This is a genomic window from Streptomyces sp. NPDC026673 (assembly GCF_040638135.1).
Lineage (GTDB): Bacteria > Actinomycetota > Actinomycetes > Streptomycetales > Streptomycetaceae > Actinacidiphila.
Map to the genome: position 1 here is coordinate 30,862 of NZ_JBEZXR010000064.1, position 22,408 is coordinate 53,269.

20 protein-coding genes are annotated in these 22,408 nt (G+C 72.6%); 12 read left to right on the forward strand and 8 right to left on the reverse strand.

The genetic code is table 11. The features are described from left to right. The first annotated feature begins 363 nt into the window (after positions 1 to 363). Positions 364 to 1,764 (forward strand): PI-PLC domain-containing protein, encoded by a 1,401-nt coding sequence (locus tag AB0F62_RS32325; RefSeq protein WP_361807417.1) that lies wholly within the window; start codon positions 364 to 366, stop codon positions 1,762 to 1,764. Positions 1,765 to 1,766: 2 nt separating this feature from the next. Then, positions 1,767 to 3,707, forward strand: a complete 1,941-nt coding sequence (locus AB0F62_RS32330) for a cellulase family glycosylhydrolase (RefSeq protein WP_361807420.1) — start codon at positions 1,767 to 1,769, stop codon at positions 3,705 to 3,707. A 61-nt stretch (positions 3,708 to 3,768) separates the two neighbouring features. Here AB0F62_RS32330 and AB0F62_RS32335 read toward each other — a convergent pair whose 3' ends face one another. Next, complete coding sequence (locus AB0F62_RS32335) at positions 3,769 to 5,208, reverse strand: cellulose binding domain-containing protein (protein WP_361807423.1); 1,440 nt, start codon at positions 5,206 to 5,208, stop codon at positions 3,769 to 3,771. A 233-nt stretch (positions 5,209 to 5,441) separates the two neighbouring features. On the opposite strand from AB0F62_RS32335, the gene AB0F62_RS32340 reads away from it, so the two are divergent. The 4 genes from AB0F62_RS32340 (at position 5,442) to AB0F62_RS32355 (ending at position 8,292) form a co-directional block, all read left to right on the forward strand. Continuing rightward, positions 5,442 to 6,284, forward strand: coding sequence for a GntR family transcriptional regulator (locus tag AB0F62_RS32340; protein ID WP_361807426.1), 843 nt, complete (start codon positions 5,442 to 5,444; stop codon positions 6,282 to 6,284). A gap of 99 nt (positions 6,285 to 6,383) precedes the next feature. Next, positions 6,384 to 6,986: a DUF4328 domain-containing protein gene (locus AB0F62_RS32345; RefSeq protein ID WP_361807429.1), complete on the forward strand. Its 603-nt coding sequence runs from the start codon at positions 6,384 to 6,386 to the stop codon at positions 6,984 to 6,986. Positions 6,987 to 7,000: 14 nt separating this feature from the next. Beyond that, positions 7,001 to 7,735, forward strand: a complete 735-nt coding sequence (locus tag AB0F62_RS32350; protein ID WP_361807432.1) for a PhzF family phenazine biosynthesis protein — start codon at positions 7,001 to 7,003, stop codon at positions 7,733 to 7,735. 101 nt (positions 7,736 to 7,836) lie between these two features. Next, positions 7,837 to 8,292 (forward strand): hypothetical protein, encoded by a 456-nt coding sequence (locus AB0F62_RS32355; RefSeq protein ID WP_361807435.1) that lies wholly within the window; start codon positions 7,837 to 7,839, stop codon positions 8,290 to 8,292. Here the strand turns inward: AB0F62_RS32355 and AB0F62_RS32360 are convergent. Beyond that, complete coding sequence (locus AB0F62_RS32360; RefSeq protein WP_361807438.1) at positions 8,289 to 8,633, reverse strand: hypothetical protein; 345 nt, start codon at positions 8,631 to 8,633, stop codon at positions 8,289 to 8,291. The two genes, AB0F62_RS32355 and AB0F62_RS32360, sit on opposite strands and share 4 nt — an antisense overlap. A 230-nt stretch (positions 8,634 to 8,863) precedes the next feature. On the opposite strand from AB0F62_RS32360, the gene AB0F62_RS32365 reads away from it, so the two are divergent. After that, positions 8,864 to 9,337 (forward strand): hypothetical protein, encoded by a 474-nt coding sequence (locus AB0F62_RS32365; protein WP_361807441.1) that lies wholly within the window; start codon positions 8,864 to 8,866, stop codon positions 9,335 to 9,337. A 338-nt stretch (positions 9,338 to 9,675) separates the two neighbouring features. Further along, complete coding sequence (locus AB0F62_RS32370) at positions 9,676 to 10,014, forward strand: YciI family protein (protein WP_361807444.1); 339 nt, start codon at positions 9,676 to 9,678, stop codon at positions 10,012 to 10,014. Here AB0F62_RS32370 and AB0F62_RS32375 read toward each other — a convergent pair. Then, entirely contained in the window at positions 9,992 to 10,405 is a 414-nt protein-coding gene (locus AB0F62_RS32375) for a hypothetical protein (protein ID WP_361807446.1), read from the reverse strand. The genes AB0F62_RS32370 and AB0F62_RS32375 overlap by 23 nt on opposite strands. Positions 10,406 to 10,575: 170 nt before the next feature. Here AB0F62_RS32375 and sigJ point away from each other — a divergent pair, with 170 nt between their 5' ends. Continuing rightward, positions 10,576 to 11,532, forward strand: a complete 957-nt coding sequence (gene sigJ, locus AB0F62_RS32380; protein WP_361807448.1) for an RNA polymerase sigma factor SigJ — start codon at positions 10,576 to 10,578, stop codon at positions 11,530 to 11,532. Between the two features lie 144 nt (positions 11,533 to 11,676). Here the strand turns inward: sigJ and AB0F62_RS32385 are convergent, their stop codons facing one another. From AB0F62_RS32385 to AB0F62_RS32395, 3 genes are all read right to left on the reverse strand, one after another. Beyond that, positions 11,677 to 13,320: a M4 family metallopeptidase gene (locus AB0F62_RS32385; protein WP_361807451.1), complete on the reverse strand. Its 1,644-nt coding sequence runs from the start codon at positions 13,318 to 13,320 to the stop codon at positions 11,677 to 11,679. A gap of 253 nt (positions 13,321 to 13,573) precedes the next feature. Beyond that, positions 13,574 to 14,374, reverse strand: coding sequence for a crotonase/enoyl-CoA hydratase family protein (locus AB0F62_RS32390; RefSeq protein ID WP_361807454.1), 801 nt, complete (start codon positions 14,372 to 14,374; stop codon positions 13,574 to 13,576). A 36-nt stretch (positions 14,375 to 14,410) separates the two neighbouring features. Further along, complete coding sequence (locus AB0F62_RS32395) at positions 14,411 to 15,607, reverse strand: alginate lyase family protein (protein WP_361807457.1); 1,197 nt, start codon at positions 15,605 to 15,607, stop codon at positions 14,411 to 14,413. 293 nt (positions 15,608 to 15,900) lie between these two features. On the opposite strand from AB0F62_RS32395, the gene AB0F62_RS32400 reads away from it, so the two are divergent. Further along, positions 15,901 to 16,695, forward strand: a complete 795-nt coding sequence (locus AB0F62_RS32400) for an oxidoreductase (protein ID WP_361807460.1) — start codon at positions 15,901 to 15,903, stop codon at positions 16,693 to 16,695. A gap of 182 nt (positions 16,696 to 16,877) precedes the next feature. On the opposite strand, the gene AB0F62_RS32405 is transcribed toward AB0F62_RS32400, so the two are convergent. After that, positions 16,878 to 17,315 (reverse strand): subtilase-type protease inhibitor, encoded by a 438-nt coding sequence (locus AB0F62_RS32405; RefSeq protein WP_361807463.1) that lies wholly within the window; start codon positions 17,313 to 17,315, stop codon positions 16,878 to 16,880. A gap of 331 nt (positions 17,316 to 17,646) precedes the next feature. Next, positions 17,647 to 19,215, reverse strand: coding sequence for a cellulose binding domain-containing protein (locus AB0F62_RS32410; RefSeq protein WP_361807466.1), 1,569 nt, complete (start codon positions 19,213 to 19,215; stop codon positions 17,647 to 17,649). Positions 19,216 to 19,607: 392 nt separating this feature from the next. On the opposite strand from AB0F62_RS32410, the gene AB0F62_RS32415 reads away from it, so the two are divergent. Both AB0F62_RS32415 and AB0F62_RS32420 read left to right on the forward strand, forming a co-directional pair. Next, positions 19,608 to 21,320 carry a hydrogenase maturation protein gene (locus AB0F62_RS32415; RefSeq protein ID WP_361807469.1) on the forward strand — a complete coding sequence of 571 codons (1,713 nt, stop codon included), beginning with the start codon at positions 19,608 to 19,610 and terminating at the stop codon, positions 21,318 to 21,320. Positions 21,321 to 21,605: 285 nt separating this feature from the next. Continuing rightward, positions 21,606 to 22,370: an alpha/beta hydrolase gene (locus AB0F62_RS32420; RefSeq protein WP_361807472.1), complete on the forward strand. Its 765-nt coding sequence runs from the start codon at positions 21,606 to 21,608 to the stop codon at positions 22,368 to 22,370. Positions 22,371 to 22,408 lie beyond the last annotated feature (38 nt).

A 22,408-nucleotide genomic window follows, 5' to 3' on the forward strand; every position in this document is an offset into this window, starting at 1 on the left:
GCCACCGAAGCCTGGGTCGGCCCCGGCGTCGTCCAGGCATGGGTCGGCCCCGGAGCGGCCACCGAAGCCTGGGTCGGCCCCGGCGTCGTCCAGGCCTGAGCCGGACAGCAGGGCACCGCGGGCCGACGACGCGCGGCGGCGGGGGCCGGACGGCGTACCGCCCCCGGCATCGGACCGCTGAGCGATGACTTGGGACAGCCGGCCCGCCGCGCACATCCACGCCGCCCCCGAGCGCAAAAGCCGCGAGCCCGGCGTGTGCGGAGTGCGGGCCCCCGCCGGTTCGACCGGGAGCCGTACGGGTCCGACCCGCCCCCGCCCAAGTGGCCCTTTCACGGCAAGCGTTACCGGTGGTATGTCATGCCCATGACTACCTCTCGGAGCACCCGCTTCGTCTCCCTCCCGCGCGCGGGCGCGGTGGCGGCCGCCGTCCTGGCCGTGACCGTCCCCGGGCTGCCACCCGCGGCCGGCGCACCCGCCGGTGCCGCCGCCGCGCCCGGCGGCACCTTATACGTACAGAGCGCCGTCAACGGCCTCAACGCCTCCGACAGCGGCGGCTCCGTGGCACTGCACCGCCCCAAGGGCAACGAGGACCGCCAGCAGTGGACGGCCGCCGCGGTGGCCGGCGGCCAAGAACTGCGCAGCACCGACGACGCGGGCCGCTGCCTGGGGCGTTCCGGCGCCGAGGCGGCGATCGTGGCGTGCGGCGGCGCGAACGCCGCGTGGGAGATCACCGCGGCCGGCGACGGAACGTACGCCCTGACCGTCCCCGGCACCGCCGACCGCCTGACGCTGGGCGACGCGCCGAGCGGGGGCGTGTACCCCGAACGCCCGCGCGTGGGCGCCTCGGGACCGCTGTCCCGCTGGTACCTCACGCCCGCCCCGCTCCCCCGGGCCGCGATGCCGCCCGCCGACCGGCGCACCCTGGACCAGGTCACCTTCCTGACCGCCCACAACGCCTACGCCAACGGCGTGGACGGCGGCTTCGCCCCGCCCTTCGTGGACCTCTTCCCCAACCAGTCGCGCGGCATCACGCAGCAGCTCGGCGACGGCGTGCGCGGCTTCATGATGGACATCCACCAGACCCCGGACGGCGCGATCCTCTGCCACAACAGCTGCACGCTCGTCAGCCGCCCCGTCGCGCTCTGGGTGGACCTGCAGCGGATGGTCGACTTCCTCCGCCAGCACCCGGGGCAGTTCGTCACCGTCTTCCTGGAGGACTACGTCTCCCCCGAGGTGCTGCGCTCCGAACTCGCCCGGGTGAACGGCCTGTACGACGTCCTCTACCGGCCCGACCAGGACGGGGTGCGCGAGCGCGGCTGGCCCTCCATGGCCGACCTCGCGGCGCGGGGCAAACAGCTGATGATCTTCAGCGACAAGACCCGCGGTTCCGACCCCGCTCTGAAGCGCGACAGCTTCGGCGTGATGTACCAGCAGGAGTGGACGGTGGAGAACTACTGGTCCATGGGCTCGGGAGCGGGCAGCTCCGACTGGTCCTGCTACAGCCGCTGGTACGGCGCCGGGGTCAACGTCCCGCTGAACCGCGAGGAGTCCGGCTTCCGCCCGCTCTTCGTGATGAACCACTTCCGTGACACGGCCATCGCGGGCACCGCCGCCACCGACAACGGCAAGCTGCTCAACCGCGCCCAGAACTTCTGCGAGCCCGCCGCCCGCAAGAAGCCGACGTACGTGGCCGTGGACCGCTACGACCTCGGCTCGCCGCAGGCAGCGGTCGACCAGCTCAACGGCTACACCGTGGTGCCGTAGCCATGCGGGCCACGTCACCGCGGCGGCCCCTCACGGCCCTGGCCGCCGCGCTCGTCACCTTCCTGGGCCTGCTCACCCCCACGACCGCGCTCGCACGGGAATCCGAGCCCCCGGCTCGCGCCGCGGCCGCAGTCCCCACCGCCCTCGCCGCCTCCTGGACCCCGCCGCTCAGCACGCGCGGGCGGTACATCGTCGACGCCGACGGCAACCGCTTCAAGCTCAAGTCCGGGAACTGGCACGGCGCCAGCGGCACCTGGAACGGCTCCGGTGACACCGCCGACCCCGCCAACCACCACGCGGGCGAGAACTCCGGACGCATGCCGCTCGGCCTGGACCGGGCGCCGATCGGCGAGATACTCGCCGGCTTCGCAGAGCTCGGCGTCAACAGCGTCCGGCTGCCGTTCTCCGACGAGATGATCCACGACACGGTCCCCGTCACGGACGCGGCCGTCGCCGCCAATCCGCAGCTGCGCGGCAGGACCCCGCTCCAGGTGTACGACGCCGTGGTCGCCGCCCTCACCGACGCGGGCTTCGCCGTCATCCTCAACAACCACACCAACACCACGCGCTGGTGCTGCGGCGTGGACGGCAACGAGCGCTGGAACGCCTCGCAGAGCACGGCCGCCTGGGAGACGGACTGGCTGTTCATGGTGCGGCGCTACAAGGACAACAAGCGCGTCGTCGGCGCCGACCTCTACAACGAGGTACGCCGCTCGATATGGGACGACCCCAACTGGGGTCTCGGCGACGACCACGACTGGTTCGCCGCCTCCCAGCACCTCGGCGACCGCATCCTCCAGGAGGCCAATCCCGACCTGCTGGTCATCGTCGAGGGCATCAACTGGACCGGCCTGCCCATCGACGGCTTCGCCCATGACCGCCCCACCCTGGAGCCCGTCCAGCGCCTCTCCCACACCCTCGTACGGTCCGGGAAGCTGGTGTACTCCGCGCACTTCTACGGCTACACCGGCCCACGGCACAGCGGCGCGACGGGCATCGGCGAGACCCACGACCCCCGCTACAGCGACCTGAACCGCGACGAGCTGTACGCGGAACTGCGGCGGCAGGCCTTCTACGTCTCCTCCGACACCGGCCGGCACTACACCGCGCCGCTGTGGATCAGCGAGTTCGGCGTCGGCGGCCGGGAGGAGACGAACGAGCGGACCCGCGCCTGGTTCGCGAACTTCACCGACTTCCTGATCCAGACCGACACCGACTTCGCCTACTGGCCGCTGGTCGGCTGGCACGAGAACCGCCGCGGCAACGGCTGGGCCCTGCTGCACTGGGACTCGGCCGGCCGGCGCATGGGCCTGTACGACGGCGACGACTGGCGGGCCGACGCCTGGGCCCGGCTGGTCGGCACCGCGGGCCGCACCGGGTACGTCGCCCCGGTCGCCCGCTGGTCGATGCTCAGCCCGGACCACGGCGACTTCGTCCAGAGCCTGCGCATGCGCGCCCGCCCCGACTGGGACTCCGGCGCGCGCAAGGCCGCCTGCCCCGACGGCCAGCGGCTGATCGGGCTGGCCCATACGGGCAACCGGGGTCTGTGCACCGACACCGGCGCCGGCGACCTGTGGGCCTCCTCCGGGGCGTACCAGGTCGTCACCGACGAACGGTACGTGCCCTCCGGCGGTGACTGGGCCTCGGGCTACACCAAGCTCCAGTGCCCGGCCGGCTCCTTCCTGGTGGGCTACGCGGTGCGCGGCGCGGCCGTGTCCAGCGCCCTGTGCGCCTCCGCGGGCACCGCCCTGGGCGGCGGCGGGCGCACCGTGTGGTTCGACCGGGGCGACAACCGTCCGGCGTCCGGCGCCGGCGGGGACTTCGCGTACGGCAGCTACAAGGGCCAGTGCGCGGACGGAGAGTACGCGGCGGGCATCGCCTACACCGGCCGCTTCGGCTCCTCCCGTACGCCGGACGCCCTGTACTGCCGCTCGCTTCCTTAGGAGGCGTCCGGGCCGCCGCCCACCGCGCCCCTGTGGCGGTGGGCGGCGGCCCGGGACCCGGTCAGCCGCCGGGGACGGTGTCGGTGAAGACGGTGCCCGCGGTGCGGTAGGCGGCCACCTTGGCGGCGACCTGGGCGGGGGTCAGCACCTGGTCCTTGACGAAGTAGACCCAGTCCACCTGCTGGTTGTAGGAGCGCGGGGTGCTGCCCGTCTGGCCGGTCAGGTCGATGAGCCAGTGGTTGAAGTCGATCCACTGGCTGGTCTCGGGCAGGTAGGGCTCGCCGTGGGTGCCGAAGACCTGGCCGTCGAGGTAGTAGGTGATGGCGTTGTTGTCGATGGTGAACTGCAGGTCGTGCCAGCCGTCGTAGCTCTGGCGGTTCTCCGAGTGGGTGTTGACGGCGTTCCACGGGTCCGGGTTGTAGGTCTCCCAGGACGTCGTGTACATGATGTTGCTCGGCTCGCCCCAGCCGCCGTTGGGCAGGTATTCGAAGTCCTGCTCGCTGTAGTTCGGGTCCATCGGCGCGTTGAGCGGCGTGAAGGCGAAGAAGGTCTGCACGACGTGGTCCCCGTCGGGGCCGCCGGTCGGGGTGTCGTTGAAGCGGACCCGGGCGGCGTAGGTGCCGTTGCGGAACTTGCGGGCGCTGGTCTGGATCTCGCTCTCCTTGGTGCCGGCGGCGGTGCCGTCGGTGGTGAGACGCAGATTCATGACCTTGTTGCCGCCGGTGCCCGCCACGAAGGTGACGTCCTGCGGGGACCAGGTGGCGCCGGGCACGCCCGGGCCGCCCTGGCCGGACTTCACGGTCCAGCCGTGGCTCTGCAGCGCCGGGTCGCTGCTGGAGGTGTAGCTGAAGTCGTCGAAGAGAGCGGGCGCGTTGGGGTCGGTAGGCGGCGTGGTCGGCGGATCCGTGGGCGGCGTCGTGGGGTCGTTGCCGGCGGGCGCGGTGCCCCAGACGACCGAGCCGCCGCGCTGCAGGGTGACCTTGTCCCAGTCCCCGTACGCGGTCATGGCGCCGTTGAAGGAGTAGTCGTCGGACTGCGTCAGGCGCTGCCAGTCCGCGCGGTAGAAGCGCAGCTGCATGTCGCCGGTGTTCTGCCCGGGGGCGAGCGAACCCGCGCCGGAGGTGAAGCCGATCTCCAGATAGCGGTCGGCGGTGGCGGTGGGGTTGGCGAGGGTGCCGAAGGTACCGGTGATGTTGGCGCATCCCTTGACCGCCCAGGAGCACGCGAAACGGTACGCGGCGCTGGAGCTGTCGGCCTTGAAGTAGTAGCGCAGGGTCACCTCGCTGAGCGGGACGGACGAGGTGCCCCGGTTGGTGATCTCGAGCCAGGGCTCGGCCTGGTCCGCGGTGGCCCCGGACGCGCTCGTCCGGTACTGCGCGGTGAGCGTGGCCGCCGCGGCGGACGCGGGCAGCGCGACGAGCCCGGCACAGGCGAGGCCGGCCGTCGCGCAGGCGGCCACGGCGGTGCGGACCCGGGAGGTGGTGCGGAACGGTCCTGACATGGGGACCCCTTCCAGTCGGGTGGAGCGCGTGGGGGAGGGCTTACCACTTGGCAACTGGTCTTCCACTGGTAAGGGAAGGTGGCATAGACCAGATGAGGGGTCAAGTCCCGTAACAGGAAGGGAATTCGGGGCATCGGCGCGCACTGCGATACCGGAAACGCTGGAGAACTGGTCAGCAACTGGCTAGCCTCGGGAACACGGCACCGCACGGCCACGGAGAGGGGGCGGGGCGCATGACGGGCGAGGCACCGCGATCGCCGCTGAAGCGGGAACGGGTCCGCGACCACCTCCTGGAGCTCGTCGAGTCACAGGCACCGGGCACCCCGATCCCGTCGGAGCGCGCCCTGTGCGAGCAACTGGACGTCTCGCGGCCGACCGTGCGCTCGGCCGTCGACGAACTGGTCACCACCGGACTGCTCGTCCGCCGCCACGGGAGCGGCATGTTCGTCGCCCCCGCGAAGATCACCCAGGAACTCGCCCAGGGGGAGAGCGCCTTCAGCCTGCCGCAGGCCTCCGGCCACTGGCTCAGCCGCGTCCTGGAGTTCGCCACGGTGCGGGCCGGTGCCCGCGTCGGCCGGAAGCTCCGGGTGTCGCCCGCCGCCGAGATCGTCTACATCGCCCGGCTCCGCCTCGTCGACGGCGAGCCGATGGCCGTCGAGTACCTGCACGTTCCGGCCGACCTGGTGCCGGGGCTGCGCGCCGCCGACATGGAGTCCGGGGACTTCTACGCGTACCTGCGCGAGCGGCACGGCGTCCGCGTCCACGAGGCCGTCCAGTCCATCGAGCCCACGGTCGCCAACGAGGAGGAGGCCCGGCTGCTGCACGTACCGGTGCTCTCCCCCGCGCTGCTCTTCGACCGCCTCACCAGCGACGCCGCCGGCCGCCCCGTGGAGTACGTGCACTCCCTCTACCGCGGTGACCGCTACCGCATCGTCTCCCGCCTGTCGCTGGCCGACACCGTGCCCGCGGGCCTGCCCGTACCGGCGGGGCACCACCCGGGCATGCCCCCCGACGAGCGCGCCGCCCCGGCGGGCACACTCGCCCATGTGGTGGGGGACGTACAGCCCCGCGGATGAGGGCCCGCAACCCGTACACATGTGCGGCCCTCAACCCCTATGATCACTCCGCTCCCGTGTCCACCGGAGCCGCGCACGACCCGAGACAGGCCATCCACGATGTCCAGCAAGCCCCCCAAATCCCCCTTGCTCCTTGCCCGCTGCGCGCAGACGGCGATAGCCGTGGCCGCGATCCTGGACGTATTCCGGGCGGTGGAGCTCCGGGACGACTTCCTCCATCCCACGCAGCAGACCCTGCACACCTCCGGCATGGTCTCCATGGTCTTCCCCTACGCCATGATGCTCGCCATCGTGCTCTTCCTCGTCTGGCTCGCACGGGCACGGCACAACGCGCGGGCGCTGACCCCCCAGGCGTCCCTCCCGTCCCGCGGCTGGACCATCGGCGTGTGGTTCGTCCCGCTGGTCAACCTCTTCGCCCCGCGTCAGGTGCTCCTGGACATCGGGCGCGCGAGTTCGGTCTCGTGGCAGGAGACGCGCGACAAGACGGTCGTGAACCTCTGGTGGGCGGCCTGGCTCGGACACGCGCTGGCGCTCCTGACCGCGGGTCGCATCGATCCGGCCTCGATTCCGCTGCTCGCGCTCGCGGAATCGTGCATGATCGCCGCGGCCGTACTCGTGGGCATCCTCATCGACCGCGTTACCACGCTCCAGGGCGGCGCGCTCGCCGCCCCGGCTCCTCTCTCCCCCGTCGTACAGGCATGAGGCAGGCTGCGACCATGACCGGCTACGACATAGTGCGGGTCTTCTGCGGACCCGACGGCGACCACGGCGACCGGCTCGCCGTGGTGCGTGACGGAAGCACCGTCACCGACGAGCAGGACCGCGTCGCGTTCGCCCGGCGATCGGGCTCCCCCGAGACGGTGTTCGTCGACGACCCCGAGCGGGGCATCATCGACATACGCTCCGCGGACGGCCGACTGCCCTTCGCCGGATCCCCCTGCCTGGGTGCGGCCTGGCTGCTGGACGCCCCCGAACTGATCACCCCCGCGGGCGTCGTGGGCGTCCGCCTGGACGGTGAGTTCACCTGGCTCGAGGCCAGCCCCGAGTGGGCGCCGCCCCGTAGCCTGCGGCAGTACGCCTCACCCGAGGAGGTGGACGCGCTGCCCGTCCCGCCGCCCGGCGAGTGGGTCTACGCCTGGGCCTGGGAGGACGAGCCCGCCGGACGCGTCCGGGCCCGCGGCTTCCCGGGCCGCGGCGACGGCGTCGACGAGGTCGAGGCGACCGGCTCGGCGGCGCTCCTGCTCACCGACCTCCTCGATCGCGCCCTCAACATCGCCCAGGGCCGCGGCTCCCAGATCCTTACCGCCCCCGCGCCGGACGGCCTGGTCGAACTCGGCGGCCGCGTCCACCTCGAGCGCGCCGTCCCCGGTGCCCCCACCAGGACCCGCCCCCGGATCACGCTCGGCACCCCGACCTCGTCCCGCCGCCGGATCCATCTGCTCGACCTCTGACCCGCGGGCTCCCCGGCCCCGCATCGGCCCCTCCACGGACCGGCCGATGCGGGCGGGGACCCGGCCCCTCCGCGACATGGCCCTATGGGTGGTGGACATTCATGACGGCGTTCCGACGGCGAGCCGTGATCGCCGGTGCCGGTTGCACGATCGGTGCGCTCTTCCTGGTGTTCTCGTGCGCGGAGAGCCCCGTCGAGGTGACGGACCAGGTTCTGTACGGCCAGTGGTCCAACCGTGCGGGCGCGATCTTCCGCTTCGACTCCGACCGCACGTTCACGGCCCGCCATCTGGAGAACTCGGGTGTCCAGTCGTTCGGCTGCGAAGGCATCGCCGACATCGACTCGGGGCGCTGGGCCTTCCTGGTGCCCAGTGGCGGCGGGGCCCACGCGCCCGACGCGACCGCGGATCGCGGCTTCTCCATCAGCGTGGAAGGCGGCGGCAGCTGCCCGCTGGAGTTCACCAGCACCGGTGATCCGGGCGCCCCGACGCTGTGCCTGGTGGCCGACGCCGACCAATCCTGTTCGAGCACCGAGGAGTTCCACCGCGACGACGCCTAGCCACCCGCCATGTCCGGGGCACCCCTGCCGCCGCACCCCCCGGATCCGGCGGACTCCGGCGATTCATGCGCGGTGAGGACGAGGCATCCGGCCGGGTCGGCCTCGACGACGTCGGCCAGGAGTGCGCTCCCCTCGTCGAAGCGCAGAGTGACGACGGGGTCGAGGTCCATCAGGAACCCGAAAGCCTCCCGCTCGTCGGCCGACAGCGGGCCGTCGAATCTCGCCTCGCAGGTCCAGGCGGAGCCCACGACGCCGATCTCGACCCGCACACCGATCCTGCCCAGGCACGTGGACCCATTGGCCCACCACTCGAGCGTCGCCGCCCCCTCGTAGCCGTCCATCAGCGGAGTATCCCAAGGCGGCATGACCCCTCGGGAGTCGGCGCACACCCTCGCGTCGCCCGCCCCGAGAGGTCGGCCCGAACCGGGCTGCGGGGTACGCGTCGGTGAGGCCGACAGGCTGTGCGGACAGATGCCGACGCCTGCTCGATCGGCACCCTGGCCGAGCGGGCGCACCTGCCGCCGGGAAAATTCCCTGGCCCCGGCGTTCCGCCTCGTCGCATGATGCCCGCATGGCCGAACGGTTGCGGAACAGCGCATGGCGGTACGTCGCGGGGATCGTGCCCGTCGAGGACCTGCCGATGCTCGCGGCGCACGCGCTCGTGGACGGCGACGACTCGCCCGCGCTGCGGGAACTCGCCGGGCTGTCGCGCCGCGACGACGCGGACGTGATCCGTGAGCTGTACCGACGGGCCCTGAGCGAGCTCGGCATCCCGGTTCCGGACGAGGAGACCGCCGGCAGGCGGGTGCTCCTCGACCGTGCGCGGGCGCTCGTCCAGGGTGAATCGACCCCCGTCGAGGTGGCGTGCGGACTCTACGCGGTCGCGGCCGCCACCCCGGAGGAGACGCACTTCCTCGACACCGCTGCCGTGTACAGCGAGTGGCTCGACCCCGCGCAACAGCCCGGCTGGGAACGTGATCTGCGCGCCGCGGCCCTCGCAGTGCTGGAGGCCCACCGTCCTGCGGATGGAACGATCGGTCCGTGACGTGCGACGTGCGCGGGCGTGAGATGTGCCCGGCCTCGCCCATGCCCACGGCTGCTTCGGCACAACCCTGTGCGGCAGGACGGCATGCGGCATGACGGCATCGCTGCCTCGCCGTATCCGTGGGTGCCGGAGTGGGACGCCGCCTGCCCGGGGTGCAAGGCGGCGGTGGACGCGCGGGGCGAGAAGCACGAACGGCCACCGCTCCCGCCTCCGCCGGGTTCTGACTGGCCGCCCTTCCAGGCGCGTCCCGGAAATGTGTTCGAATGCCGTTCCGGCAGAGGGTGCGCGCCGTAGGGTGAGAGGCGGCCGATGGCGGCCGACGACCGAGGGAGCCACGCATGACCCGGTATCTGATCTCGTTCGACGACGGCGCGATGACCTTCCCCGAGGAGGAGTTGCCCGAGGTGGCCGAGGCCTCGCTCAAGGTGGTGGGCAAGGCCCGCGACGCCGGTGTGTGGGTCTTCGGCGGTGGACTGGAAAGGCAGCGGGCGAGCGTCGTGGCCACCGACGGGACCGTCACCGACGGCCCGTACCCGGAGACCAAGGCGGTGCTCGGCGGGTTCGCGATCATCGACGTGCCCTCACGTGAGAACGCGCTGGAGTGGGCCGCCGAGCTCGCCGCCGCGTGCCGCTGTGCGCAGGAGGTCCGGGAGATCATGGCCGACCCGACCGACTGATCGAAGACGACGCCCCTCGGCCGTCCACGGCCAGGGCCAGGGCCAGCACGCTGAGCCCGAACATCAGGACGCCCAGCGGGACATGGAGCGACGGCATGTGGGTGATGCCCAGCACCACCTGTGCCGAGGCGAGGACGAGGAAACCGGAGGCGTACAGGATGGGGCGGGGCGATCCCCCGCCCGGGCGCCACGCGAGGATCGCGGCGAGCACGTACAGCATCGACGCGCCGTACATCACGCGTGCTCCCACACCGTGCAGCACCTCGCCGTGCGACGAGGAGAGCAGCACTCCGGCGGTGACCGCCTGGAAGAAGATCGCCGCGGTCTGCAGGGCGATCGCGACCTGGAGGAACGTGAGGCTGCGGTGTTCTGCCGTTGTCTGCGTGGCCATGACGCGTTCCCTCTTCTGTCGCAGGGGTGCGGATCTGTACGGTCCCGTCACTCCGACGACCCGGGCCCGTGAACTGTCAGGCCGAGCACCGGCCTGACAAACGGGGGCGGTGTTCCGTCGAAGGAACGAGAGCGGAAGCGGACGGGACGAACCAGGGAGCGGTCGCGGCCATGAGCACCCCATCGAAGCCGGAGCGGTACGGTTCCGAGCCCGACCTGGGCGCGGTCGTCGGCGAGCGGCGTCATCTGATCAACCTCGCCTACCGGCTGCTCGGTTCGCTGGCCGAGGCCGAGGACGCCGTGCAGGAGACCTATGCCCGCTGGTACGCGATGTCGCGGCGGCAGCAGGAGGCGGTCGAGTCGCCCGGCGCCTGGCTCACCACCGTGGCCAGTCGCGTCTGCCTGGACCTGCTCGGCTCGGCCCGCGTCCGGCGCGAGCGTTACATCGGCTCCTGGATACCCGAGCCGCTGCCCGACCGTTCGGAGTGGACCGCCGGGCCGGCCGTCGGCGGCGGCAGGGCGGAAGCGGCCGACCCCGCCGACCGGGTCACCCTGGACGAGTCCGTGACGATGGCCTTCCTGGTCGTGCTGGAGTCGATGACGCCTGCCGAACGGGTGGCGTTCGTCCTGCACGACGTCTTCAGGTTTCCCTTCCCCGAGGTCGCCGGGATCGTCGGCAGGACGCCGGCGGCCTGCCGGCAACTGGCGTATTCGGCCCGTCGGCGTGTCCGCGACGCGCAGGGCCAGGCGGCGCCGACGGCCGAGCAGGCCGCAGTGGTACGGCACTTCAAGGAGGCCTGGGAGGCCGGGGACATCAAGGCCCTCGTCGGCCTCCTCGACCCCGACGCCACGATGGTCGCGGACGGCGGCGGACTGGTCGGCGCCGTCCTCCGCCCGGTCGAGGGCGGTGAGCGCATCGCCCGGTACCTGGTCCACATGGCCGGCAGGACCCCGGGGCTGACGCTCCTGGAGCGGACGGTCAACGGCCGGCCCGGCCTGGTCGCCCAGCACACCGGGGCGACCGTGACGGTGGCGGCGTTCGGTGTCACGGGCGGCCGTGTCTCCCGCATCTGGGCGGTCCGCAACCCGGAGAAGCTCCGGCCGTGGACGGCGGGCGAATCGGCCTGACGGCGCCGCGGCGTTGAAGGCCCCGCGTGCGCGCGTACGGCCGTCGCGGCGTCGGTGGTCTCGTCACACGAGGCCCATGTGGCAGGGCCCCGCGGGGCCGACCCGGCAGTGGTCGGTCCCGCGGGGCCACGGATCCGCCGGGGGTCAGTTGACGCTGACGGCGGACCAGGTCGCCGCCACCGCGGCGTACTCGGCGCTCGACGCGCCGTACAGGTCGGTGGCGGCCTTGAGCGTGGCGGTGCGGGCGCCCGCGTAGTTGGTGCCGGAGGTCATGTAGACCGTGAGGGCGCGGTACCAGATCTTGCCCAGCTTGTCGCGGCCGATGCCGCCCACCGTGGAGCCGTTGCAGGTGGGGCTGTTGTAACTGACGCCGTTGATGGTCCTGGCGCCGCTTCCCTCGGCCAGCAGGTAGGCGAAGTGGTTGGCGACGCCGGAGGAGTAGTGGACGTCGAGGTTGCCGACGCCCGAGCTCCAGCAGTCCGCGGAGCTGCCGTCCTTGGAGGGCTTGTCCATGAAACGCAGCGCGGCCTTGCCGAAGCCGGACTTCACGATCCGCTCGCCGATCAGGTAGTCGCCGAGGTCGGAGGCGTTGCCCGCGTACCACTCGACCAGGGTGCCGAAGATGTCGGAGGTGGCCTCGTTGAGGCCGCCGGACTCCCCGGAGTAGGTGAGATTGGCCGTGCGCGAGGTCACGCCGTGGGACATCTCGTGCCCGGCGACGTCGAGGGCGACCAGCGGCCCGAAGGTGGTGCCGTCACCGTCGCCGTAGGTCATGCAGAAGCAGCTGTCGTCCCAGAAGGCGTTGTTGTAGTTGTTGCCGTAGTGGACGCGGTTGTACGACCCCTTGCCGTCGCCGGCGATGCCGCTGCGGCCGTGGACGGATCTGTAGTAGTCCCAGGTCTCGTCGGTGCCGTACTGGGCGTCGACGGCGGCCGTCGCGCGGTCGGCGGTGGTGCCGGTGCCCCAGTGGTTGTCGGCGTCGGTGAAGAGGACCGCGGGGGCCCGGGAGAAGCAGATCCCGAAGATGCACAGGTCGGTCTTGTTCTGCGCGTCGCCGGTGTAGGTGTTGCCGCGGGTGGGGTCCTTCAGCTGGTAGGTGCTGCCGCTGAGGGTGGTCTCCAGGGACACGGTGCCGCCGTACAGGGATTTGCCGTCGCCGGTGGCGGTCTCCAGGGCGTCCCAGGCGTCGATGCGGGCGCCGGTGCGCGCGTCGGTGAGGACGACGCGGGCGGCGGGGTTGCCCAGGCTGTCGAGGCCGACGGCAGTGGTGCGCCAGGCCAGGCGGGGCGTGCCGTGCAGCGCGTCGACGACCAGTTGGGGCTTGGCCTTGGCCTGCCGGAAGTCGGTGGAGCGGTGGGCGGAACGCAGCGCGGCCAGACCCTTGTCGGCGGCGGTGGCGGCCTTCACGGCGGGGGTCGTGGTCGGCACGGCCAGGTCGGAGCGGGTGGCCCGCTCGGCTCCCTCGTACGCGCCGCCCGGGGCGAGGTGGACGACGAGGTCGCCGCCGAGGACCGGCAGTCCGCGGTAGGTGCGGTCGTAGCGGACGTGCTGGGCGCCGTCGGCGTCGGTGACGACGTCGCGGACGGTACGGCCCTGGGCGGAGGTGATCGCGAGCCGGGCCGCGTTCGCGGTGACGGCGGTGTCGGCGCGGGCGACGCCGGTGGCCCGGGAGGGCAGGTCGCGTCCGGAGGCGGAGGCCGCGGACGGCGTCAGGAGGGCGGCTGTGACGGCGGTCGCGGCCAGCGCCGCGGATATAGCGGTCGCGGCACGTCTGGTGCTGGGCTGCATCGTGCTCCTCTGGTGGGGGGCGTGCGCGGTCCCCGCATCTGCGTCCGGCCACGGTGGGGCGGGCCCGGGTGCGGAGATGAGGCGGTGCCAGATTTAAGTGCCCATGACATGCGAATGTCCAGAGCGCGTCCGTGGTCCACACACGGGAATCGGCCGAACCACACACGGCGGACACGCGATGGACGCAGGTCAGCCGGGCGACCGGCGCGGAACGGCCCCCGTCGGTCGTCCCGCGCCGGTCAGCTCGCGCCGGTCAGCTCGCCTCGAAAGCGCCGTGCCTCCCGGCCCCCGCCGAGAAGCGCGCCGCGCCCTCCCCCGCCTCCGCGAGGGACACCCGGCCGTGCCGCAGCTCCGCCTCGAGCGCGGCCGTCTCCTCCAGCCCCTCGGCCTCCAGCACCGCGAGGCGGTCGTGCCGTACGCAGGTCTGCGGGAAGGCCGCGATCTCCGCCGCGAGGCGTTCGGCCGCGCCGCGCGCCTCCCCCGCCGGGACGACCCGGTTGACCAGGCCCATGGCGTACGCCTCGGCCGCGTCGACCGGACGCCCCGTCAGGATCAGGTCCATCGCGCGGGAGGTGCCGATCAGCCGCGGCAGCCGTACCGTCCCGCCGTCGATCAGGGGCACGCCCCAACGTCGGCAGAAGACCCCGAGCACGGCGTCCTCCTCGGCGACCCGCAGATCGCACCAGAGGGCCAGTTCCAGGCCGCCGGCCACCGCGTGCCCCGAGATCGCCGCGATGACCGGCTTGCCCAGCCGCAGGCGGGTCGGCCCCATGGGACCGTCCCCGCCGTCCCCGCCGCCCTCGCCGTCCGCCCCATCGGTCACGTCGGTCACCGCGTTGCCGCGCGGGGTGCCGATGGCCTTGAGGTCGGCACCCGCGCAGAAGGTGCCGCCCTCCCCCCACAGCACGGCGACCGAGGCCTTGGGATCGGCGTCGAACTCGCGGAAGGCATCGGCCAGTTCACGTGCCGTCGGGCCGTCCACGGCGTTGCGCGCCGCGGGGCGCGAGAGCACCACCGTGGTGACGGGTCCGCTGCGCTCGACACGTACGGGCATGGCCTGTTCCCTCCGCCGCCGATCACCTCTGCCGGATCAGGAGAGGTTATCGCCGTGGGTGAGGGTCTCCCAGGCGACGAAGAGGTTGTTGCTGCCGGCCGGGCGCTGGGACTCGGTGAGCGCCTGCGTGTTGGTCATGGCGTAGCCGAGCCGGTTGTGCATCGCGTTGTAGCCGACCTCGGTGACCGGTCCGAGCCCCAGGTTGAGGTGCCCGCCGCAGAGCCAGGACGGCACGGCCTCGCCCCGCTGGTACTTGGACTGGAAACCCAGCGCCTGCCGCAGCCGCTCACCGACCTGCGGGTACAGGTCCTCGCCCTGGATCCGGCTGGTCTCCGCGACGTGCGAGATCGACGAGATGCCGTAGCCGGTGTGGGTGAAGTCGCGGCAGGTCTCCTGGGTCAGACCGGTCACGAAGGTGGACTGGCCCTGCCAGTAGCCGACGATCTCGTCGCGGGTGTCGAGCCCGCTGCCGGGCACGGTCCTGGGCAGCGCGCCGTCGGTGTCCAGGTAGACGTACGCGGCGACCCGGTTGAGGTAGCGCGTGACGGCCTTGTCGTACGAGGTGCGGTCGTCGAGGAAGACGGAGATGCCGACGGCGGCCTCCATCATGCTGAGTTCCCAGTTGCCGTTGCTCTTGGAGCCGTTGATGACCTCGGGAAGGTAGACGTTGCGGAGCATGGTGGCGAAGCGGTTCACGTTCGGCCAGCCGGTGTAGGTGTAGCGGATGATCTCCGCCGCGCGCGGCCACACCGAACCCGCCCAGCCGGTCTGCAGCGGGGCGTTGCTGTTGGTGTGGTCGGTGATGGTGGCCGACCAGGCGTCCATCAGCTGGATCGCCTTCTGCGCGTACTTGGCGTCACGGCTGATGTACCAGGCCAGCGCGTTGGTGTAGGCGGCGATCGCGTCCTCGCGCTCGTCGGTGCAGCCGTAGTTGGGGTTGGAGTAGGAGCCGCACTCGACGACGGCGCGCGGCTTGGGGGTGCGCGACTGCGAGGCGTACGACGACGCCATCATCTGGTCGTACGCGCCCTTCCAGGGCTGCGCGCCGGCCTGCACCTTGCCGCGGACGAAGTCGAGTTGGGCACGGCTGACCAGGACGCCGGGGTGACTGAAGGCAGCCGGCGCGGCGTCGGCGCGCCCGCTGCCGGGCAGCGCGGCCAGGAGGGCGGCGACCAGCGCCGCGACGAGGGCGAAGATGCCCTTGGAGAGGAGGCCGTGTGATCTGTGGGACATGGGGGGACGCCTTCCCAGGAGACGGCATGTTCACATGGATGAACATTGGATGCACCCGTGAACATTGCGATGGAGGGATGACGGTAGGACTAGACCAATGCCCCGTCAAGTCCCCCACCGCGTACGACTGATGCCGGCCACCGCGTCGCACAGGGTGCCGCGCGCGGACGAGGCGCGGAGACAGGCATCCGCCCCTCCCTCACTCCCGGCCCCCGCCCGGCGGCGCTTCGATGGCGGGCCCGCCGCCGCGCCCGCAGGCTCGATACGCATGCGCCCATCCCGAAGGGGTCCCCATGGAACTGCAGCTTCAGGGCAAGGTCGCGGTGGTCACCGGAGCCGGCCGGGGTATCGGCCTGACGGTGACGGAGACGCTCGCGCGTGAGGGGGTCCGCGTCGTCGCGGGCAGCCGCAGCGTCACCCCGGAGACGCGAACCCTCCAGGACGCCCACGAGGTGACCCCGGTGGCCGTCGACCTCGCCACACCGGACGGCCCCGCCGAACTCGTACGGCAGGCCGCGGAGCGCTACGGCGCCGTCGACATCCTGGTCAACAACGTGGGTTCCGGAACGTCCCGCGGCAGCTTCCTGGAGGTGGACGACGCCGAGTGGCGGCGCGTCTTCGAGATCTCCTTCTTCAGCGCGGTCCGCACCACCCGCGCCGCGCTCCCCCACATGCTGGAGGCGGGCGGCGGCGCGATCGTGAACATCACGTCCGTCAACGCGCGCCTGCCCTTCCCCATGGTCGTGGACTACTCGGCCGCCAAGGCCGCGCTGGCGAACCTCACGAAGTCACTGTCCGAGGAGTTCGCACCGCGCGGTGTCCGCGTCAACGCGGTCGCCCCCGGCCCCGTACGCACGCCCTTCTGGACCGCCCCCGGGGCCTTCGCCGACCAGACGGCCGCGGCGGCGGGGACCACCGCGCGGGAGGCCCTGGACGAGGTCGTACCGCGCAGCATGGGCATCTCCACCGGGCGCATCACCGAGCCCGAGGAGGTCGCCGCCCTGGTCGTCTTCCTCGCCTCCCCGGTCGCCGGCAACGTCACGGGCGCCGAGTTCACCATCGACGGCGGCCAGATCAAGACGATCTGACGGCACCACGGCAGTACGGCTCCGCGCGGAGCGGGCGGGCCCGCGAGGGACGGAAGTCACACGGGCGGGCACGGGACGCGACGCCAAAACAGGGGCGGCCGACCCCGTCCCACGAGTCGGCCGCCCCCTCACAGGGCTCTCCCCCACGGTGAACCCCGTGGCCTTTGGTCACGGCATCGGCGTCAGAAGGCGAAGACGCCGGCCGTGTCGCTGCCGCGCAGCATGCACGGGTTGCCGAAGGTCTGGGCGAAGGCGATGCGCCGCCCCTCCCAGACCCCGTCCGCGGTGACCACGACCGGGTCCCAGACGCGGGTGCAGGCCACGCCCGCCGGGGCGCCGGTCAGGACCTCGAAGTCCCCCTGGACCGCGGCGAGTCGCGCACAGGCGGCCGCCGGATTCGGGTGGTCGCCGTACGGGGTCGGCTTGCAGCGCAGAACCACCGCGCGCTGTATCGTCGCCGTCGCGGCGTCCTCCCCCTTCCCGACGGACAGGACAAGCGCGGACGGCGCGTACAGGCTCGTCGCCCCGGTCGGCCGGGCTTCCGCCGAGTCGGCGGCGACTCCCGCCGAACACACCGCCGCCACCAGGGTCAGGCAGGTCCCCACCGCACTGAACCGCATAGCGAACACTCCTTCGGCACTCGATCCGGATATCGGACGTCGAGGAGTCTTGTGCATCGGACGCCCGCCCGTCACATCGCTCCGCGACTTTCGGTCACCGGTTGTTCACAATGTGTACTATCCGTTGTGTCGCACTTGCGGTGGGCTGGGCGCCCGGGTGAATGGACTCAGCGGAGCGGGGCACTCCGTGAAAGCGCCTTCACGCATCGACACATCGCCTCCACATCGGCCGGAAAGCAGCGGGCCGCCGCCGTATTCCGCATACGGCGGCGGCCCGTCCCGGAGCGCCGGAGGAGCGCCGGAGGAGTGCCGGCGGGGGGCCGGCGGGGTGTCAGCCGGTGTAGCCCGCGAAGATCCGCGAGAACTCGTACGGGGACTGCGGGATGTTGGTGCACATGTACAGCGCGCCCGTGCAGGCGTTGCGATCCCGGGTCGTCTCCCAGAAGGCGAGCAGGCCGAGGTGCTTGCCCTGGGCGAAGCTCACCAGCTGGCGGGCGTCGGCCTGGTCGTAGATCCGGCCGTCGTCGTTCTGCCCGAGCATCGGCGTGACGCCCACCATCGCCCACACCTGGGCGTCGGACTTGCCCGGGTAGAGGGACTTGAGCTGGGCGAAGGTGCTGTTGGCGGCCTGGATCGCCGCGTCGCCGTAGTCGGCGTTGCGGTAGTAGTCCATCGCCATGATGTTGACGACGTCGAGGTTCACCCCGGCGTCCCGGGCCGACCGCACGACGGCCAGGCCGTCGGCCGTCAGCCCCTCCGGCAGAACCGGCAGGGTGAGCGAGATGCGCAGGCCCGGGTGGGCCTGCTGGAGCCGGGCCAGGGCCTGCGAGCGGCGGGCGACGGAGGCCGGGTCGGCGGTCGCCGCGCCCTCGATGTCGAAGTCCGCGTAGGTCAGGTCGTAGGCGTTGACCACCGCGTTGTACTCGTTGTACAGCGCGTCGACGGTGCCGCAGGCCTGGGCGAGTTCGATGCCGGTGGCGCCGCCGAAGGAGATCTTGACGTCCCCGCCGGCCGCGCGGATCGCGTCGATCTGGTCCTTGTTCCAGCCGTCGCGCGGGTCGTAGGCGTTGAACCACATCGCCTTGCAGGCGGAGGCGGTGATGAAGGCCATGGTGAAGCTCTTCAGACCGCTCGCCGAGGACAGCGTGGTCAGGCTGGGCGTCGGCCAGGCGCCCATGTCGACATACGGCGCGGTGCGCACACCGCCGGGGGGCGGGTTGGTGCCGCCGGAGGTGGTCGTCCCGCTGACGGCCGCGCTGTAGGCGGAGGTGTTGCCCGCCGCGTCCTTGGCGCGGACCCGGAAGGAGTAGCCGGTGCTCGCCTGGAGCCCGGTGGCGGTGTACGAGGTGCCGGTCACGGTGACGGGGGTGCCGCCGTCGCGCGAGACCTCGTAGCCGGCGACGCTGCCGGAGTTGTCGGTGGAGGCCGTCCAGCGGACCGTGAGCGACGAGGACGTGGCCGAGCCCACGGTCACCCCGCCGGGAACGCTGGGCGCGGTGGTGTCCGGTCCGCCGCCGGTGCCCGCGCAGGAACCGCCGTTGAGCTTGCAGTTCGCGGGCGCCCCGGTGCCCGAGGAGACCCAGCCGAAGACGGCGGTCGCACCGGGCGCGAGAGTGCCGTTGTAGTCGCGGTTCTTGAAGGTGTAGTGGCTGCCGCTCTGGGTCAGCAGGGCGTCCCAGTAGGAGCCGACGCTCGTGCCCGACGGCAGGTCGAACTCGACGGTCCACCCGCTGAGGGTGGTGGTGCCGCCGTTGGTGATCGTGTACTGCCCCTGGTATCCGGTCTCCCAGGTGGACGTCTTGACGAAGGCCGCGCTCGGGGCGGCCGCGGCGGCGGGCGGGGCGAGGAGCAGGACGAGCGCTCCGACGAGCGCGGTGACCAGGGCCAGAGTTCTTCGCATCCGGGCCTCCCGTGGGGGGAACGCGCAGTTGGTCTGTACCAAATGCATCTGGTGTAGACCTATCGATTTGATGCGTGCGCGTCAAGATGCCGATCGGTCCCGCCCGCCCCGCGCAGACCGCGGGACGCAGACCGCGGGACGCGGGCCCCGGACCGCCGACCGCCGACCGCCGACCGCCGACCGCCGACCGCCGACCGCAACGGAGTGAACGCCCTCGACGGGCTCCTCCCGCTCCCCCGGGTCCCGGCCCGGCCCCGGGACGGGCCGCCGGGCGGCGATCGGGTGAACCGGCGGCGGGGCCGCACCCGCGGGCGCCCGTACGGCAGGCATCATCACTGGAGGCCGGGCGGTGCTCCCCTCCCCGATCGTGCCGGGCGGCCCGGGAGGTCGTCATGCACATCCTGCTCATGGCGTCGGCATTCAACAGTCTGACGCAGCGCGCGTACGCGGAACTCGGCGAACTGGGCCACACCGTCGCCGTGGAGGTGACACCGGACGGCGACGCCATGCGCGCGGCGGTCGCCCGCCACGAACCGGAGCTCGTCGTCGCGCCCATGCTCAAGGCGGCGATCCCCGCAGAGGTGCGATCCGCCCGTACCTGCCTGATCGTGCATCCGGGCCCACCCGGCGACCGCGGCCCGGCCTCTCTGGACCGGGCCGTGCAGGAGGGCGTCGCCGCATGGGGTGTGACGGTCCTTCAGGCCGAGGAGGAGATGGACGCGGGCCCGGTCTGGGCCTCGGTGGACTGCGCGATGCCCCCGGTCGGCAAGAGCGACCTGTACCGCGGCGAGATCTCCGACGCGGCGATGGAGGCCGTCCTGCTCGCCGTCGACCGCTTCGCCTCCGGCGCGTACGTCCCCCGCCCGCAGAGCGACCCGGCGCTGAGGGCGGTCGTCCGGGCCCGCCCCGCCGTCACCCAGGACGAGCGGCGCATCGACTGGTCCGCCGACCCGACCCATGCGGTGCTGCGCAAACTGCGCGCCGCCGACTCGCGGCCCGGGGTCCTCGACGAACTCCTGGGCGCGCGCTGGTTCCTGCACGGCGGCCACCCCGAGGACCGGCTGCGCGGCGCGCCGGGGCGGCTGCTGGCCACGCGCGCGGGCGCGGTGTGCCGGGCGACCTCCGACGGAGCGGTCTGGATCCCCCGGCTGCGCCCCCGGTCGGCCCCCGGCGGACCGCCCACCTTCGCCCTCCCCGCCGTCACCGCCCTCGGGCCGCTGCTGCCCGCGCTCCCGGAGGACCCGTTGCCCCCGGAACTCGCCGGCGACCGCGCCACCTGGGCCGACATCCGCTACCGCGAGGACGGCGCCGCGGGCATCCTGTCGTTCACCTTCCCCGGCGGGGCCATGTCGGCCGCCGACTGCCGCCGGCTCCTCGCGGCGTACCGCCATGCCCGCTCGCGTCCCACCTCGGTGCTGGTGCTGGGCGGCGCCCGGGACGTCTTCTCCAATGGCATCGATCTCAAGACCATCGAGGCCGCCGCGGACCCGGCCGCCGAGTCCTGGGCCAACATCACCGCCATCGACGACCTGGTCGAGGCGGTCCTGACCACCACCGACCGTCTCGTGGTCGCCGCGCTCGGCGGCAACGCGGGCGCGGGCGGCGTGATGCTCGCGCTCGCCGCCGACGAGGTCTGGTGCCGCCAGGGCGCCGTGCTCAACCCCCACTACCGCCTGATGGGTCTGTACGGCTCCGAGTACTGGACGTACTCCCTGCCCCGCCGGGTCGGCCGCGCCATGGCCGAACGCCTGACGGAGCAGGCCCTCCCGGTCGGCGCGGCCGCCGCCCTGCGGATCGGCCTGGTCGACCGGCTTCTGATGTGCGGCCCGCAGGAGTTCGGCCCCGATGTCGCCCGCCTGGCGGCCCGGCTGGCCCGCACCGCCGGGACGCAGCCCCGGATCGCCGCCAAGAAGGCGGACGCCGAACGCCGCGAGGCGGAGCGTCCGCTGTCGTCCCACCGCGCCGCGGAACTGGCCCGTATGCGCGAGGCCTTCTTCGACCCCCGCGCCGCTTACCACGGCCTCCGCTCCGCCTTCGTCCGCCGCCAGGCCCCCGCGGGAACACCGCCGCACCTGCGCGACGCACCGGCGGCCACCTGCCCCTGACGCCCGACGGCACGTTCGTCACGCCCGGCGAACCCCGCCCGGCGATGGGGGCGTTGCGCCCGGCCCGAGGGCGCCCGGAGCGGTGGTCACCCGGCCGGGAAAAGGGGTGGAGGGACGATGATCGGGCTGGTAGCTTTCGCTCGACCGTGACACCGCCCGAGGAGGTGAGACCCATGACCGCTGGATCGACGTGGGTGCTCCCCCTTCCCGTCACGGCCGGACGATCGACGTAGGTGCGTCGCCGGGAGCGCCTCGACACCAAGGCACTCCCGAAGGGCAACACCTGTGCACGCACTGCAGTTCACCGCCGAGTCGTCGTCGAACGGCATGATCGAACGCGATTTCACCGTGGGCGACGTCCCCGGCGTCCTCTGGTCGCCCGCGTCCGGCGCCGACCGGGCACCCCTGGTGCTGATGGGGCACGGCGGCGGCACCCACAAGAAGGCACCGGCCATGGCGGGCCGTGCGCACCTCCTCGTGACCGGCTGCGGCTTCCACGTCGCCGTCATCGACGCACCCGGTCACGGTGACCGGCCGCGCACCGCGCACGACGAGGCGGAGATCGCCGCGCTCTACCGGGCGAGGGCGGCCGGCCAACCGGAGGGCCCGGTCGTCGTCCGCTACAACGCCCACCTGGCGGAGCTCGCCGTCCCCGAGTGGCGGGCGGCCCTGGACGCCCTCCAGGAGCTTCCGGAGATCGGCGCCGACGGCCAGGTCGGCTACTTCGGCCTCAACATGGCAACCGCGATCGGCGTACCGCTCGTGGCGGTCGAACCCAGGATCACGGCCGCCGTCTTCGGCCAGCACTGGCCCGACGCCCTGGCCGAGAAGGCGCGGCGCATCACCGTCCCGATCGAGTTCGACCTGCAGTGGGACGACGAGCACATCCCGCGCGCGGCGGGTCTCGCGCTGTTCGATGCCTTCGCCTCGAAGGAGAAGACGCTGCACGCCAACGCGGGCGGGCACAAGGAGCTGCCCAGGTTCGAGGCGGACAGCGCGGTCCGCTTCTTCGCCCGGCACTTCGGCCGGACGGTCACCCCGCCGGCCTGACGTGCGCGGGTGCGGTGCCCGGCGCTCCGGCCGGGCGC